General features: G+C 65.7%; 16 protein-coding genes. All 16 read right to left on the bottom strand.

Annotated features, from left to right (window positions below):
* Nucleotides 1-175: 175 nt before the first annotated feature.
* The 16 genes from ABNX41_RS17790 to ABNX41_RS17715 all read right to left on the bottom strand — a co-directional run bounded on the left by ABNX41_RS17790 (nt 176) and on the right by ABNX41_RS17715 (nt 16,294).
* A complete protein-coding gene (locus ABNX41_RS17790) occupies nt 176-1,849 on the bottom strand; it encodes a hypothetical protein (protein WP_438671048.1) in 1,674 nt (557 codons plus the stop codon).
* A 9-nt stretch (nt 1,850-1,858) separates the two neighbouring features.
* Nucleotides 1,859-5,254, bottom strand: a complete 3,396-nt coding sequence (gene gpJ, locus ABNX41_RS17785) for a TipJ family phage tail tip protein (protein WP_438671047.1) — start codon at nt 5,252-5,254, stop codon at nt 1,859-1,861.
* Entirely contained in the window at nt 5,251-5,655 is a 405-nt protein-coding gene (locus ABNX41_RS17780; RefSeq protein ID WP_438671064.1) for a C40 family peptidase, read from the bottom strand. Before ABNX41_RS17780 ends, gpJ begins: the two co-directional genes overlap by 4 nt.
* Nucleotides 5,655-6,182, bottom strand: coding sequence for a hypothetical protein (locus tag ABNX41_RS17775; protein ID WP_438671046.1), 528 nt, complete (start codon nt 6,180-6,182; stop codon nt 5,655-5,657). Before ABNX41_RS17775 ends, ABNX41_RS17780 begins: the two co-directional genes overlap by 1 nt.
* Entirely contained in the window at nt 6,179-6,604 is a 426-nt protein-coding gene (locus tag ABNX41_RS17770; protein WP_438671045.1) for a hypothetical protein, read from the bottom strand. Before ABNX41_RS17770 ends, ABNX41_RS17775 begins: the two co-directional genes overlap by 4 nt.
* Nucleotides 6,601-10,023 carry a phage tail tape measure C-terminal domain-containing protein gene (locus tag ABNX41_RS17765; protein ID WP_438671044.1) on the bottom strand — a complete coding sequence of 1,141 codons (3,423 nt, stop codon included), beginning with the start codon at nt 10,021-10,023 and terminating at the stop codon, nt 6,601-6,603. Before ABNX41_RS17765 ends, ABNX41_RS17770 begins: the two co-directional genes overlap by 4 nt.
* Nucleotides 10,020-10,322, bottom strand: a complete 303-nt coding sequence (locus ABNX41_RS17760) for a hypothetical protein (protein WP_438671043.1) — start codon at nt 10,320-10,322, stop codon at nt 10,020-10,022. Before ABNX41_RS17760 ends, ABNX41_RS17765 begins: the two co-directional genes overlap by 4 nt.
* Nucleotides 10,323-10,384: 62 nt before the next feature.
* On the bottom strand, nt 10,385-10,723 hold the full coding sequence (locus ABNX41_RS17755; RefSeq protein ID WP_438671042.1) for a hypothetical protein: 339 nt from the start codon (nt 10,721-10,723) through the stop codon (nt 10,385-10,387).
* Nucleotides 10,724-10,772: 49 nt separating this feature from the next.
* Nucleotides 10,773-11,708, bottom strand: coding sequence for a hypothetical protein (locus tag ABNX41_RS17750; protein WP_438671041.1), 936 nt, complete (start codon nt 11,706-11,708; stop codon nt 10,773-10,775).
* 10 nt (nt 11,709-11,718) lie between these two features.
* Nucleotides 11,719-12,165: a phage tail terminator protein gene (locus ABNX41_RS17745; protein ID WP_438671040.1), complete on the bottom strand. Its 447-nt coding sequence runs from the start codon at nt 12,163-12,165 to the stop codon at nt 11,719-11,721.
* Nucleotides 12,165-12,692, bottom strand: a complete 528-nt coding sequence (locus ABNX41_RS17740; protein ID WP_438671039.1) for a phage virion morphogenesis protein — start codon at nt 12,690-12,692, stop codon at nt 12,165-12,167. Before ABNX41_RS17740 ends, ABNX41_RS17745 begins: the two co-directional genes overlap by 1 nt.
* Nucleotides 12,692-13,117 (bottom strand): gp436 family protein, encoded by a 426-nt coding sequence (locus ABNX41_RS17735; protein ID WP_438671038.1) that lies wholly within the window; start codon nt 13,115-13,117, stop codon nt 12,692-12,694. Before ABNX41_RS17735 ends, ABNX41_RS17740 begins: the two co-directional genes overlap by 1 nt.
* Before the next feature lie 25 nt (nt 13,118-13,142).
* The gene (locus ABNX41_RS17730) at nt 13,143-13,880 is read right to left on the bottom strand and encodes a hypothetical protein (protein ID WP_438671037.1); all 738 of its coding nucleotides are present in this window, start codon (nt 13,878-13,880) and stop codon (nt 13,143-13,145) included.
* A 77-nt stretch (nt 13,881-13,957) separates the two neighbouring features.
* Nucleotides 13,958-14,854 (bottom strand): Mu-like prophage major head subunit gpT family protein, encoded by an 897-nt coding sequence (locus tag ABNX41_RS17725; protein WP_438671036.1) that lies wholly within the window; start codon nt 14,852-14,854, stop codon nt 13,958-13,960.
* 11 nt (nt 14,855-14,865) lie between these two features.
* A complete protein-coding gene (locus tag ABNX41_RS17720; protein WP_438671035.1) occupies nt 14,866-15,270 on the bottom strand; it encodes a hypothetical protein in 405 nt (134 codons plus the stop codon).
* Between the two features lies 1 nt (nt 15,271).
* Complete coding sequence (locus tag ABNX41_RS17715) at nt 15,272-16,294, bottom strand: phage protease (RefSeq protein ID WP_438671034.1); 1,023 nt, start codon at nt 16,292-16,294, stop codon at nt 15,272-15,274.
* Nucleotides 16,295-16,407 lie beyond the last annotated feature (113 nt).

Here is a 16,407-nt window from a genome sequence, read left to right as displayed (position 1 = left end):
TCAGCGGTAACGTCCCGCCATGAGCATCACCCGCCGTGGCACTACCCTGTACCTTCGCAAACGCGTCCCCCGCCGCTGTAGCGTGACACGGAAAATTGCAGGGCGTGACAGCAAAGTTTGCAGCAGTGCGGTTTTGAGATCGGCGGGCGTTTAAGGCGCATTGAAGGCCGCGTTACTACCGTGAGACGAAGGCGGCGCTGAAGGTCACAGTGTTGTCCATGACCAGTTGGCCGACCTCCAGCTCGAAGCTCACGGTGTCACCTTCAGCTAGGTAGAAGCGGACCGCCACGGGCTCAAAATTATCGCGATCATAGACCGTCGCGCCGGAAAGCCTCAGGTGGCGCCAGCGCCGTAGGGTGTCCGATCCATTGCGCCTCAGGACCATGATGGCGTCCGATCCTACTGGCGCGCGGCCCCGAGCGAAGATGTCATAAAAACCTGACACCGGCGCAGTGAACGTTCCTGCCCCATTGTAGCAGGTGCTGGTCTGGTGATCGAGGGGAACAGGCAGCGGGCCCGCATCGTAGATCACCGTGCTACCGAAGCCTCTGGCCCAGAAGGCCGGGGCGATATTCAGCCCATCGAAAGACGTGATATGCGGGATCACGGCGCTGGATGTGACCGGGCGCCCGCGCGCATCGACCAGGCCCGCGCCGGGCGAGGTGCGGTCGAGGAAGCGACCGACACGATACCCCCGCCCCGCGCCGAAAGAGAAAAGCACGTCCGGGCCGGGCCAATAATCACTGGCCAACTCGAAGAAGCCCAGGTCGAGATATCCATCATCAATGGTGTTGATGATGCCGGTGGTGGCGGTGACCCCCGCCGTATGGCCGGAATCGAGCCGATAAAGCGTCATCGCGCCAATATTGGCATAGCCCGACGTGAGCTTGATGACGGACGCATAGTTGGCCGCGAGCGCGACTTTCTCCAGATGCATCACCCCGATATCGACGCCCCAGGAATTGTCGATATGCAACAGGCAGTTCGTCGCCGCGACCGTCTCGATGTTGAGCTTGTCGATCCGCAGCCCCCGGCAATAATTGATCCATACCGGCCGATCGATGCCCTGCTGCAGTTTCACCGGCCCGCCGCCAGCATCCCCCGTCCCGGTCTGCCAACTGTCATCGCCCGTCACCCACGGCGCAACGAGGTAGATCGAGCGGATGAGGTTTGGGGTATTCCCTTCGTTTCGAGGATGCAGCACGACCGCCCGGCGGCTGAAACGGTGCGCGCGCAGACCCTGAATATCGTTGTCGAAGAAATAGTCGCTGTCAGGCCCCTCCCAGTCCTGGCTGAACGAGGTCTGGGCGTTGCGGCTGTCGATGAATCCGAGTTGCGAAAAGCTCAGATCCTTGAACAGCACCCCGATGGCCCTGGTGGCCGAGGCGGGCTGAAAGCTCGAATACTCCACCTGCACATCCGTCATGCGGATCCCCCGGCCATGCAGGATCAGGCCCGGGGTATTGTCGGCCGCCACGACGATCCGCGTGCCGCGCGCCCATTCGACGTGGGCGGCCTCGGGCAACCCCGCATCCCCCGCATTGCCCCGGCCAGAACTGGTGCGCACGGTGACACTCGAGCCGACCCGGATTGTCCCCGAGGCGGAGAGGATTTTGCGGTTGTTGATGGCAAAGGAGAGGGCCCCATTGAGCGCCGCAGCATTGTCCACGGCGCTATCCGGCAACACGCCCATGGTGCGCGCCTCTAGACGGCTGAGCAGCGGCGACGCAAAGACCTGCCGCGTCAGCGCATCGAACGACTGCTGCGCCGTTCCGTCGGGCGTGTTGACCAGCACGCCATCGGCCAGAGCGGTGGAGGTCAGATTATCGGTGGTGACGCCATTGGGCATTTCAATCTCCTACACGATGGTGACGACGAACGGGCCGGAAACAGGCCCTGGAAGGCCGTCCGCAGTCTGCGGCTCCAGCCAGATGTAATGAATGCCTTGCGCGAGGCAGGCGGCGGTCTCGGCGTAGATCACCACCGATTCCAGCACGGCATCGCTGTCCGCGCTGGCCGTGACGGCCAGACCGCCGCTGCCGCTCCCGGCCTGCAGCCGGTTGAGCAGCAGCCCGGCCGTGCTGGCGGTGGCGCCGGGCACGGTGGCGCCGCCGGTCAGGGCGGGGGTGATCGTGCCTGCCGTCATGGCCACCACTTCGATGCCGATACGATAATACCGCGCGGCGATCAGCGGCGCGGCCTGCGACAGCGCCCCCGCCGCCCCGGGCGCATGCACGGCCTGGCCCTCCGCGATCGTCCAGCCCGGGCCCGCCGTCCACGGCCCCGGGTCATTCAGACCGCCGCCGCCGATCAGATTGGACCGCGAGGTGTCGCCGAGCGCGGCCGAATAGGTCTGGGCCGGTGCGACATCCAGAGGCGGCCCCGCCGCATCCGCCTCGCGGTCCAGCGTGGCGGTGGTGGCGCGGTAGACCTGGACGCGGGCGAGCTTGTCGTCGGGCCCGGTGCCGAACTGGATCAGGACGCCGCCATAAAGCGTGGTCAGGCTGATCGCCTCGGCGTCGAGGCTGTCGGGCAGATCGAGGACGCCGCCGTTGATCGTGATCGAGAGGGTCGCCGTATATGGCCCGGGCACCGCATGGATCGAGATCGCGCGGGCCCGGAACTCGACCTGATCACCGCCGTCGAATCCGGAGATCGGAATGCCGCCGCTGGCGGCAGGTATATCGAGCCTGGTCCATTCGGGCTGGCCAACCAGCCGGTGGTAAAGCTCGAATCGCGCGATCGACACCGGCCCGGGTCCCGGCTGCATGAGGACCGTCAACGTCCCGCTCGCGGCTCCGGCCACGCCGGGGGCGGTGGTCGCGACCGAAGTGATGACCGGCGCGGGGGGCTCAAGCAGGTTGTCATCGATCTCGGCCCCGACACGGCCCGACCACGCCGGGATCTCTGCCGCATCAACCAGCGCGTCGATTTGCGGGGCAGCATCGACTGCCCGCAACAGGCTCGACAGGCCTTCGCCCGCCTCGACCCCGGTCACGAGAAGCCGATAGCTCTCCTCGCCCGCCGGGCCGAAATGGATGATTTCGCCCGGCGTCGGCATATCCTCATCTGATCCGGCAAGGGTGAGGAGCGAGGTCTCGCCGTCACCGCCCGCGCGGAGCACCGTCCGGACAACCGAGCGGCCGAAATCATCATCCGCATCATAGGCGCGGTATCGAATCGCATAAGTCTGGCCATCGTCAAAGACCACCGTGTCGTCGAGCTCGACGAGCCGCCCGGTGATCGTCCGAACCCGCGCCGCTGTCAGGACCCGGTCCAGCACCGGGGTGCTCAGCGCGATGTGATCGCCGCGTGTGGCCACGCGCAAGGGCGCGGCCTGCGTGACTTCGTAGGTGTCGGGACGCAGCATGATCTCATACCAGCGGCGCAGACCCTCGCGCCAGACCTCTGCCGGATCGGTCTTGCCCGACATCGGCAATTCCTCCGTCAGCTCCACATCACCGGTAAAGCCGGGGCGTTTCACGAAGCGCTCGGCTGGCTTATAATCGTTCGTCGCATCCAAAAACGGGATCCGGAAGGCATCGGGATAGCGGATATAGGTGCGGCGCGAGCGGTGGACGGAACTGTTGCGCGGGCTCAGGTGGTCGATGATCGGCAAATCTGGCCGGTCCACGACAACGCTCCAGCGCAACCCATCATGTCGCGGTGCCGCGCGACCGGCGCTGGCGATCCCGGCCAACACGTCCCGCTGAAGGCTACCGCTGTCTACGAGTTCACGGTCATATTTCAGGTCCTTGAGGCGGCAGAAATCATGCCAGTCCTGAAGCGCCTCAAGATCGATTCCGCCGTCCGATGTGGGCCGGGAGCTGGCGGGGCCCTGCAATGCGAGGCGGAAGAGGCTTGCGGGGTTCGAGGTCACGCGCGCAACCCATGTGGCGGAAGTGTGATCCCAGTCGAGGCATCGCCGCCGCACCAGGGCGTTGAAATTGTCGAGCGCCCCCGAAAGCTGATAGGTGGCCTTCACGCGCAGCGCGACCAGGGCGAGGGGCTTTGAGAAGGCCAGCGGATATTCCGGGCGAAGCGTTTGCAGCGCGACCCAGCTTGCGCGGCGCTGGCGCTTGGTATCGGTCGTTTCGTCGGTAAGCATGGTCAGGCGGACCTGCCACCGGCCCCGGCCCGGGAACGTCCATGTATGCTGGCGGTAGAAGCTTTCGAGCTTCTTCGCCGTGATATCGAGGTCCGCCACCGGCAACCAGTCTTCAGCCTGGACGTGGCGATGCTCGATCCGGATCTTCACGGTCTCGGCCCGGCTGCGGCCCTCATCGTCAAAGCGCACCATGCCACCCGGAAAGGCGATGATGACAGACGCGCCTTCGGCGTCCGCGCCCGTGGTCCTGACGACCGGGGTATCAATACCGGAGCCGCCATCAATCACCTCGCCCAGCTCGTCTCGCGGCAAGGGGCGCACCAGATCGACGCCGATGGCTTCCTCTGCAATCTGGCGCGGGAAGAGGCTCACCGGCAAATCGCCCGGCTCGCCATTGCGGATCTCGATGTCGATATCGCTGAACTCCGAGATCGAGGTCTCGCCGATGCGAAGATCATCGATCTCCAGTGGACCGTAGCCGAGGCAAAAGAGCGCCCGGATGTACTGAAAATCCCCAACGATCTCGGTGTGAGGCAAGGCCGCGAAGGGGGGCGCCACCCGCAATTGCCCCATGATATCGGGCACGGCGCCATTCGGGTCGATCACATTTTTCCAGCCGGATATGCTGTATCGGTTTTCGGCGGTGCGGCTCTCGGGCTTGACCGGGGGAACCAGCGCGTTGATCAGCAGGGTGCCTATCACCGACACACCCATGCCGACGATTGCTGTGCCGATCGCGACCCGTGTGGCGACCGAGACTCCGGGCAGCAGCATGGTGCCGAACTTTGCACCCCAAATCTGACCGGCCGCGAAGGCCGCGATGGTAACGACGATCGACAGGATCGAGCGCAGCGCGTTCTTGCCAGCCAGCGCCCGGATCACCACCCGGACCCCCGGCCTGGGGCGGACCCGATCCCAGTTTTCCGGCGGCACTATCCACTGGCCCTGATCCGTCACCAGCGCGACCCGGCATTGCCGGATTTCGTCGGCGCGCGCTCCGGGAATTGCGGCCGTAACGATCTCACGGAGGGTCATACCCCCGGGCAGATCCAGCGCCAGCCGATCAGTGCCGGGATCGATGTGGCGCGCGGCGATCACATGAACAGGTGCCGGAATCGAACTTTCAACAAGGTTTTCATGGGTCATTTAGCGGGCCCTTCAATATGCCTGTAATGGCCGGTCAGACGGCCGCCCCAGACACCGCCACGCCAGGATTCGATCTTGGCGCAATCCTCGTCCTGCATATGCAGCATGAGACCCGGGCGAATGACGATGCCGAGATGGGTGGAGAGCCGTCCGCGCCGAAAGACCGCGATGTCGAAGGGAGCGGGGGCATCCACCGCCTGCCAGAAGGGCGAGAGTCGCGCACCCTCGATCAGGGCGGCGATTTCGGCGTGTTCCTCGACAGATCCATAGCCGAGATATGGCGGCAGCGTGATCCCGAGCTCACCAGCATAGACCAGCCGCACAAGACCATAGCAGTCGCAACCATCGCGTGTCCGACCGAGGTCGGCATAGGGGATCCCGACATAGCGATCCGACCACATCACAGATGCAACCCCGGAAAGCGGTTCCGGGTCATGCGCCCGGCAGGGTAGTATTCGAGCTCGATCTCCTCGCGCGAAAACGCGATGGCGATCTCGCCCGCGTCCATATCGGCCGAGACGAGCTGAAGACCCGCATATTCCTGCTCGATCAGATTCGGCGTATCGGCCAGCACCACGGCCATGTGAATAGTGGCTGGCGTGGTGAAGCTGCGCAAAAGCCGGGCTAGCTCGCGGTCGAGGTTTTCCAAAACGACCTTGGCGGCGGCGGGTGTATCCTCCAGATCCGAGGGCAGAACTGCCGAAGCGATGATCCACAGAAATGGCTCTAGGCCAGGATCAGCGCCACGCCAACTGGACCTCGTGCCATAGATCAGGTCCGGATCCGAAGAAATGCGTTCGGTATTGTCCGTCGAGAGCCGAATCGGTGCTGCCATATCCTCGTGTTCGATATGGAACAGCACCACATAGATTTCCGGGCCGGTTTCGGCGTCCTGCGCCAGCCGAGCGTTGAGGGAAAGGCGTCTCATGGCATCACCACGACGTCGAAGGTTATTCTGAACTTCACCTGTTCGATGATCGTATCGACCGGGACCTGTTCGCCGAAACCACACAGCCAGCGCGCGGCGAGCAGGATCGGCACCCCCTCGCTGGTCAGGAGCGGGCGCCCGTCCGAGGCCAGCAGCGGCCAACCATCTGTCGTGGGATCCGGCATCCAGAACAGCAGCGAGCCCTGTTTGCAGGCCTCGTCATAGAAGCGGTCGAAAACCGCCTTTTCATTTCGGGAGAGGACAATGGAGAGGCTGACGAATTTCGCCGGATTGGAAAACCGCCTGCGCCATCCCGGCGGACCGGCGTCCGTCTGGCGGCGCTGTCGAGACTCCTGTCTCTGCACCTGCCATGCGTCGCGCTCGAAACGGGTCAGCGCTTCTGGCCAGACCGGATGGCTCATCTCTTGATTCCCGCCTGCCGGACATTGAAATCGCGATCCAGGGTCTGGCGCGCGGCGCCGCCCCGGGTGCGCAGCCCCGATGCTACAGCTTCTGATAGAACGAACTGCTGCTGGCGCCCGCCCTGCGGCGAAGACGCCTCACGCTCCTCGACCTCGAGCGGCACCCGAGTATTGGTAATGATCTGCACCGGTGGCGCGGAAACCTGCACCGGCTGGGCGGATTTGGAGGCCAGCGCCGACAGCGAGGAGATCAGCGCGCCCGCGTTTTCCAGCGCCCGCGAGGTCATGATCTCTTCCCCGCGCTTCGTCATGGTCAGCCGCTCGTCTGGGCGCATGGTGTCGCCATAGCCCGCGATCGCATAGGAGCGCATCACACCGGGCGAGCCTGTGTGATTGGTAGAGAGAGACGAGCCGATGGCGGGCGCGAGGCCTGGAGCGATGGAGCCGATGATCGCGTTCAGCCCAGTGGTGAGGCCGGGCATGATCATCTGCTGGTAAGACAGCCGTGCGAAAGCATCGGCGACGAAATCCACAAGATCGCCGATCGAGGCCTTGCCCGAGGTGGCAAATTTGGCGAATGCGTCTTCGCCACCTTGCGCGAACCGGGTGATGACGTCTTCGGCGAAATCTGCCCAACTGGTCATATCCTCGGCCAACTGAAGGGTGGCGCGCTCGACGCCCGCGACCCAATCGTCGCGCCGCCGGAGATCGGCCTCATAGGCCGCCGCAACGCGCTCCTGGAAGATCGCCTCGACATCGGCGGCATATTCCGCGTAGCCTTCTTTACCCGTCTTCAGGGCGGCCAGAGCCTTGTCGCGCCAAGCCTCCGCCGCTGCGATATCGGCCTCGTAGGAGGGTTTCAGCCGGGCGATTTCATCCTTGATCGACGAGATCGCCGACAGGCCGCTGGAGCCGCCGCCACCACCACCGCCGCGGCGGGCAGCGCCCTCCCGGCGCCGGGCATCCGCGCGCGCCTCGGCCAGCGCCGCATCCTGCGCATCGCCGCCGGCGCTCCACCAGCTTTCGACCCCGGCGACGGCGCGGCCGAACATCCCGCCGCCAAGCGCGGCCGACCGCTGATCGAATTGCGCCTGCCTGCGGACCTCGGCGCCGCGGGCGGCGGCGTCTGCGATGGTCGCACCCCCCTGGAGTGCCTGCAGTTCGGCGGATTTGGCGGCGCGGTCAATCAGACCTCCGCCGATGCTTGTGATCGCCGCGATGATGCCCTCGATCTCGCCGCGCACCCCGGCCATCGTGTCGGCCCAGCGGGCGGTTGCATCGGTGACACTGTTGTGGCGGTCGAAAATCTCCAGGAGCCGGTCGCGGTGGAGGCCATAAATCTCGGCGCGGGCCAACTCGATCTCATAATTTTCGCGAGCGATTCGGTCGCGCTCGACCTCGGCCTGGACACTCTCGTCGCCGTGTCGGGCGATGACTTGAGCGAGGGCGAGTTCGTTCGAGGCGATCCGGAGCCGCTCCTCGCCTTCGGCGTTCAGGGCCTTCGCGCGCTCTACACCCTGATCCCAGATCCCGGCGGCATTTTCGCTGATATTGCTCCAGATCTGCGCGGCCTGGGCGGATAGATTGAGCTGCGCCTCAACCTCGGCCGTCTTGATCGCGAGTTTGCCCATGGAGGCAAGCATAGATGTGAATTTTTCGTCCAGATCGGTCAGCGGGCCTTCGACGGCAAAATCCATGATCAGCCGGTCGATCTCGTCGATCACGGCCTTGACCTGACCGGCTTTCGCCAGCGCGTCGATCTCGCCGCGGCGCGACTCGAAATCCTCATAGGATGGGCCGCGACCAAGGGTCATCGCGTCATATCGCTGCCCACTGAAATACGCTGCGCTGAAATCTTCGGCTCCGTAAACCTCGGACTGAACCCTCAACGCGGTCACGCGCTCCAGGAACGACGGCGCGAAGCTATCCGCCATCAGACCGTCAAGCGTCTCGCGCAGGGCCTTCAGTTCGCTTGCGCGTTCCAATTGCAGCATCTCTTGTGCAAGAGAGCGAACCGCGCTCGACATGTTCCCGAACGTCGCGGTGTGATCCTGATCACGCAGGATCTTGAGGTTTTCGGAGACGCCGCCCAGGGAGGTATCAAGCCGCTTGAGGCGATCATCCAGCCCGTCAGCCGCGTCGCCCGCATCCAAGAGGAACTTCACCAGAGGGACGCCCAGCGCGACGACCAGGCCCGCAACGGCCCCCACGGCGCCGAAGCCGCCGAGCAGCTGGGGCAGCTGCTGCGCCAGGGCAAGCGATGCCGCCTGTCCGGCCTGCACCTGCACCACGAAGTCGGTGATCTGGTAGGACGCGTTCTGGATGCCCGCACCCATGGCGAAACCGCCCGCGCCAACCTGCCGCTGACGGGCCTCCAGCAGGCCCATGGTGCGGGTCGCCTCCTCCTGGGTGATGAGGCCGGCGCGAACCGCCCGCGTGACTCGCTCCTGTGCCTGTTCGAATTCGAGTTGCGCCCGCGCCGCCGGATCGAGGGCCAGCATCAGCTGACGTACTGCGCGTTCCTCCTCCTCCAGTGCGCGCTCCAGCGCGGCGGCACTGGCGGCAGCCGGGCTTTGCGCCCGCACTACGGCCTCGTAGCGGTTCTCCAGCTCGGCCATCGTGCGGGCAGCCTGGGTATTGGTCGCCTGCCCCTGCTGGACGGCGCGATTGACCACCGCCTGCGCCGCCGCCAGCTCGCGTTCGGCCCGGATCACCGGATTGATACTGGCCTCAAGCGCTCGGAAGGATTGCGCCGCCTCTCGCGCCAGATCGGCCTCGAATTCGCGGAAAATCCGCGCCGACTCGTCGGACCGGGCCCGGTCTGCGAAACCGGCCTCGAACACCCCGGCGCTGGCACGGGCGGAACCGGCATCCGGGTTGCGGCGCTGGCTGGCGATGAAGGCGTCATATCGCTGGGTCAACTGCTCCAGCATGCGCGCGGCCTCGGCCTGCTCGGTCACGCCGGATGCGACGGCGAAGGCGATGCGGAGTTGCGCCGCCTCGAATTCCTCCATCGCCCGCATCGCCGGATCGAGGCTCGCCGCCAGATCACGCATCGACTGCTCGTCGCGATCGAGCGCGGCCGAAAAAACCTGCGCCGAATCCTCGGCAGATCTGGAGATCTGATCGAGCGCCGTCTCGACCAGACCGCCCGACGATGCGGTCTGGCGGAAGGATCTGTCGAGCGCCTCATTCTCCTGAACAAGCGCCCGGTTGGCGCGCGCCGTCTGAAGCGCGGCCTCCTGGCGCATCGCGACGCTCGGATCGACCGCTGTCGGCGCATTTGGGCGGTTGACCGGCGCGCCCATCTCGCGGCGGAATTCGCGCCAGGCATCGGTGGCGCGGCGGCCTTCCATAACGACACTTTCAGCGTCGGCCGTGACGACCAGGGATGCGCGCATTTCCGAGCCGTTGCTCACCGGGACCTCCTCATCGTCTTCAGGGCCTCACGCTCCATTATGGCCAGCCCGTCGAAGATGTGGGTCGAGGGCTGGATGCCGAGCCACCTGGCGGCGACATCGACGGCGGTCAAATCGAGGGCGACGGGCCGCGCGCCGCCGAGCCCGTAAGGGGCGATGCGCCACTGTCCGGCGCTGGCGAGCGCGAGGCGGATCGTGTCGCGCTCGCTCACCGGCAGGATGACGGTCTGCTCGTCAGCGCCGAGCATGGCCCGCGCGATCCTGACGGCCTGGTCCCGGTCAACGTCGGCTTCGGCCATCACATCCGCGACGAGCTCATCCGATACCGCCACGCCGCCCCAGAGGGCCTGCGCGGCGCGGGTCAGTTTTTTTCGCGGCCCCCGACGATGCCCTCGCAGAGGGCATTGTAAGCCGCGAGACGGATGGCGCGGATTTTCAGCAGTCGGTCACGGTTCTCCTCGGTGAAGGGCAGCTCACCACCGCCCTTCACCCTGATCTCGCGCCATCCGACCAGACACCGCGCGGTGCGGTCCCGCATCTCGCCAATGATATCAGCGAGGTTCTCCCCCTCCGCGCGCTCGAACAGATCCTTCTCATCCTCCGGCTGACGGAAGATGCCGATGAACTGCTGCTTCTCACCGCCAGGGTGATCGACCTTCACGGGCCATTCAAAGGTATAGTCGGGGTCGAAATCGAACATGGTATGATCCTCAGGTCAGTGATTTGGGCAGGAAAGCGCGGCCGGAAAATTACGGCTCGGGCTGAATGAAGCGCATCCCGATCTCGTCGTTTCCGGCCAGAGGCTCGAAAACGAGGTCGAGGTTGATACCGAGATCGCCCTCGATATCCTGCTCGCCCGCCCATTTGATCTGCACCTTCGGCCCGGTGATCGCGAGGGACGCGGCCGCGCTGCCAAGCGTCCAGGTCACCGCCTCGGTGACGCCGGTGCGGATCTGGGTCAGCAGATCCTTGGCAGCGAGCGTCGGCCATTTCACCGTCATGCGCCCCGTCATCCGACGCGGCCCCAGCGTGGTGCCCTCGCAGTTCATGTATTTGTCCACCACGGGCGAGCGGCCATCGGTGAAGTTGAAGCTGCGGCAGCACAGTTTGGTGCCGCCAAGGGTGAAGGCGAACATGTTTTCCGGGATGCAGTCCAGTGCGCGCGGCCAGCCCGAGAAGTCATGCGTCTCCTTCACATAGGCCGAGGGCGGCTGGTAGCGGCCCAGGCGGTTGAAGCGAAAGAACGGCTTCCGCCCGACCTCTGCCGTGAAGGCGAGCGAGCCGCGCAGGCCCCCGATCACCTGTTGCAGCGCACCGTTCTTCATCATCAGGGTGCAGGCGGGAATGGTGTCGCCCGGGTCCATCGGCGTGAAGACGATGTCACCGTCATCGTCGGTCATGTCCCAGCCCGAGCTGCGGATCAGATGGGCATAATGCGGCGGCGTCTCCGGTGCGGCCGCGAATGCGGCCTCGACCTCGTATTCCGCGCCCGCGCGGACGTTGGAGAGGTCTTCACCCTGCGCGCCCTCAATGCCGGTCACGAAATCCCGCTGCTGATATTCGGCATCGAGAAACCGCATGGTGACATTGCGCGCAAGGATCGCATCCGCCGCCGTGGTGGCGATCGGCGTGTCGGGGTCGAGCTGGATCTTCTCGCGGATAAGGCGCTGCGCCCACGTAGCCATGGTTCTCTCCTCAGGTGATCTGGATGCGCCGGTCAAAGCGCAGGGTGTAATTGTCTTGCCAGAACAGACCGCCCCGGGCGTCTATCCCGGACTGCTGCTGACCGGAGGCAAAGCGAAACGCCTGGCCGCCGGCTTCGGGAACGAAGCGGCACAGGCTGAGCAGGACGGCCTCTCGGATCGGCTTCAGGCTCTTGCCGGCCTGCGCCCCGGTGCGGTCTGCGATATCGCGGATGGCCATGATGATGCCGACGCGGGCAGTGATCGCCTGCTCGATCATGTCGGTCCCGAAATAGCGCACATCGCCCGCCTGTTCGGCGAGCAAGACCACCCAGGCAGACGGCCAGCGCAGGGTCTGTTGATGCGCAGTGCCGAGATCGCGAGCGAGGCCGACATGATCAAAGGCGGAAACCGTGGTTTCCAGCCTGTCGCGGATCGCACCAGGATCAAGGGTCAACATCAGCCGCCCCTTTGCCCGTGCTGCGCCCGCCCGCCGAGCAGATCATCAAAGAAAACCACTGCGACATCCTGAATGGTGGCCTTCTCGGCCTCGGAGATCCCGAGATAAGGCCGGGCGGGGATCGTCACCGATCCGACAACCACGCTTTCACCATTGGCGAGCGTGAAGCTCAGCCCTTTCGCGGTTTTTGCCGTGATCGTCGCGCCGGTCTGGTGGACGCCGGCATAGATCAGGTTCGATCCGACCACGACTTCGCGCGGGGCCGCCTCGCTGGTGATCGAGCGCATAAGGAGGCCCGAGTCGTGCAGGGTCTTGCCGCCATCTTCCTTCGCCCGCAGGCTGACCGGCCACGGAACGCCATCGGGCGCGACATTGGTCGAGCTGATCCGGTCGATGGCGCCATTGATCAGAACCGAGCCGATCATATCCATGAGGTCGGTGAGATCCTCAGCCCCGTCCGCGATCGACGCAAAGCCTTCGGCGATGCCGAGATCCTGAAAATCGACTCTGAACTGAACGCCGGTCATCAGTAGCCCCTGAGCCTGTCACGGGTCATCTGACGCTCGGGGCCATCCGTCATGGCAACGCCGGGGGTGCTTTCCACCCGCTGGCCGGTGCCGTCATCGCCAAGCGACGCCTCGCCGTTCTGGACCTGCCGCAAATACGCGATGATCGAACCGCGAACCTTGTCGCGGCTAGTCATATCGTGACCAAGATTGAGGTAGAGCCGGTGCATCGCGAGATCGCGGGCATGCACCGACAGGATGCGCGGCAATTCCGCCAGCCCCGAGACCAGCCCGCCGACATAGCTGTCGATCTCGGCCGAAGCATCCGCCAGCGCCTCTTCCAGCCGCGTATCGGAGGGCTCGTCCTCACCTTCGAAATCGGTGAGGAGCTGAAGATCCGAAATCGGGATCACGGCTTTGAGCTGGGCGAGGGTGGCGTAGATCACGGCAGTGGTCCCGGATTGAGGGAGGTCAGGTTTTCGGGCGGATCACGGTGAAGCGGGGATCGCCCTCCAGCAGGGCGATATCGGTATCCGTCAGCTTGTCTTCGGGGACCGGCGTCTCGCCCTTGGGCCAGCGCCGATCGAGGCGGCGGCGACCGCCCTCGACATGGCAGATCACGCGCAGCGCTCCGGGCAGATCAGCGGGGCCACCAGCGGCGCTGGCACCTGCTGCCGGGGAGAGGACGTTTCCCGCAGCGTCCACCTGGGCCAGGCGTTCCAGCCCCTCATAGGTGTGATACTCGTCGCCCGCCTCATGGGTGGCGGGGAGGATTTCGGCCTCCCCGCCTTGCGTCGGCGCTGACCCATCAGGGCCTCCCGGCGCGCGCAACGGGGCCTCGGCGGTATCGCCCGCGTCATTGGCCCCCTCGGTATTCAGTGCGGTGGAAGCCGCATCGCCCCCACCGCCCGCTGCACCGCCGACCAGGTCGGCTTCGACCGACGGCGCGTCCGGGGTGTCGGCCGGTTGCCCGGCGCCGACGCCCCCCTCGGTATTGGCGACGGGGAGGGACGCGGCCTCCCCGTCCTGCGCCGCCGTATGACCTTCGGCGGACGCATCCGGGGTGTCGGCCGATTTCCCGGCGCCGTTCTCCCCCTGGATAATATCTTGTTGCAGACCCTCGGGCACCGGCCCCGTGCCAGTCACATCCGGGGTCGCGGTCACATCCGAGGTCGCGGTGGTTTTCTTCGTGGTCGCCTTGCGGGCCATGGTCATTCTCCTGTCGGCTTATCGTCGGGGGCGGGCTGGCCCACCCCCTCGGGAAACCGACCGCCCCGGGGGGCAGGTCAGAGGGTCAGGCGGGTCTCGACATGCAGCTCGGCCGAGTTCTGCCAGACGTTCGTCGCGCCGGCGGCGTTGCGCTCCGCGAGCAGGATCTCGCGGGCGGCGCCCTCGTTGGCCGAGGAAACCACCAGCAGCTTCGGCTTCAGCGCGAGCTTGCGCCCGCGATGGCCGCGCATCGACATCATCGCCTGGCGGGCGAGGGCGTAGTTCGCGGGCGTCAGTGGCTGGCGGGATGCGTAGACCAGTTGCCAGGCCCCGAAGCCCGCGGCAGCCCGACGCTTGGCACCCCAGACGTATTCGTCGTGATTGAAGACGTTCTCGTCCGTCAGGTTGGTCTTCGGCACGATCTTCGCGGGTTCGCGGTCCTGGAAGATGATCGGTTTCACCGGGCGGCTGTCGTCGACCAGATACCAGGCCGCGCCCGCTCCGCCCTGAAAGTTCGAGACGGACGATTCCTGGCCATTCTCCCCGACGACCGGATGATCGGTGTCGAAGAACAGCTGGCCGTCATAGTGCTCGGAGGTGAAGCCCTTCTCCAGCTGCTCCCAGACCAGCTCATCGGGAAGTTCGGCCGCCGTCTGGCCCATGTCGGCGAGGAACGTGCCGTGGATGCCGATCAGATCGTCGGCGATATCGTCGACCGAGACCGCCAGCGTCTTCTCGAACTTGCGGTTGGTGATGACGAAGCCGTCGGCCTCCAGACGCTCGACGAAGCGCTCGCCGACCCATTCGCGCATCGGACCCAGCTCGTGCAACTTCGGGTAGGCCTGATGGCGCGTGGTGGACTTCACCGTCATGGCGACCCTCTGGAAGGTCGGCGCGACGCCGGTGAACGAGGTGTTGAAGGCGGCGGTGAAGGCCACGTTGATCGCGGCAAGGGCGGCCCTGGTCAGGTCCATGTCGGTGCTCCTCAGAGGATTTCGACCACGACGCCCTCTGGGAGGACATCGAGGCATTTCCCGGCCACGATCGTGCCGGTGGCGGACGAGCCGACCGTGTTGTCGTCGACCACATAGACGCTGGCGCCGATGTGGGCGCGGGTGACGGCGTTCGTCGTGTCGTTCGAGAACAGGAACGCCCGGCCGCGCTCGATCTCGACGAAACCGTCGCCGGCGGCGCCATCGCCGTTGTCCGCCGCCGCCAGCGCCACGCCTCGCACGCGGGTCGCGGCCGGAATGGCGCGGATGGCGAAGCCGGCGGCATTGAGCGCCACCAGCGAGCCGGCGAAGATCCGGGTGGCGGCGGCGACCGGGTCGCGGAAGCGCTGGCCTTCGCCGACCCGAGTGCGCGGGGTGTTTTTCGTGAGCGCGGTCATGTCAGGCCCCTTTCACGGCGGCGTTGCGGGCGGCGAGGAAATCGGCCTCCGACTGCCCCATCATCGAGCCCACCTGACGCTCGACCTCGTCGAGAGCGCCCGTCTTCGCGGGCGGCTCGCGACCGGCGAGGCGGCGGTGCCCGGTCAGATCGACCCGCACCGGCGCCGACTTCCGCCAGTTTTCGAAGAGCGTCATGTCCTTCGACGCGAGGTTACGCACCCATTCCTCGTCGGCCGGTACGAGCTTGCCTTCGTCGCGCGCGAGCTGGAGTGCCGCCTCGACCTTGCCGTCGCCCAGCTCTCTCTGAAGCGAGGCGAACTGGGTCTGGAGCTCGTTGAATGAGGCGATCGGCACGAACTGGGCCGGATCGGGCTGGACCGACTTTTCGACCAGGCGCGAGCAGATCTGACGGGCCGCGTCATCTCCGCTGACCTGAGCTGCGGTCATGATCGAGGCAAGCTGGGTTTCGGCGGCCAGCAAGGTGACGACGCGCGCGACGATTTCGGCGGGCTGATCGGCAGGCAAGCCGAGCTTGCCCCCGATCTCTTTGGCGAGATCCATCTGGGGTTCCTTTGACGCAAGTTGACGGATTTGCGGGAGGGCGGGGTTGTTGACGAGGCCCGCGCCCTCGATCAGCGCGACCCGACCATCGAGCCAGTTTTTGAAGACCGGCGAAATGAAACGGTAGGACCGACCGGCCAGAGCGGCGCGGCCCTCCGCGGTCCATTCGACCGATGCCATGATGCGATCACCCTCGACCTCAAGCGCCGTGATCCAGCCTGCGGCGCGGCTGTCAGCGCTGCCGTGACCAGCAAAGCTCCGGTGATCGAAGTCGATGGGTAGGACCTTGCCGCCAGCAGCGTGCTGAAAGCTGGCCGCGATCACCGCAGCCGGATCGTCCAGCAGGAAGGGGCGGCGCGCATCTGCGGTGCGGAACTGGCCCACCGGGATCAGCTCGATCCGGTCGGGTGCGGACGCAGGCAGCGCGGTCAGGGCGCATATGTTTCGGGTCAGCGGGGTCATGCCCCGGCTATCGCAGATCTGATCCGATCAAGGCCGGGGGATGTGGTTTCGGGGGGGGCGCCGGTCCAGGCAAGACCCGCGCCGGAGGATCCGGGCGAGATACCGTTCAAAAA

The organism is Pseudogemmobacter sonorensis (assembly GCF_042762395.1).
Lineage (GTDB): Bacteria > Pseudomonadota > Alphaproteobacteria > Rhodobacterales > Rhodobacteraceae > Pseudogemmobacter > Pseudogemmobacter sonorensis.
The sequence above is the reverse complement of the archived record's forward strand: the minus strand, read 5'-3'. Positions and strand labels throughout refer to the sequence as shown.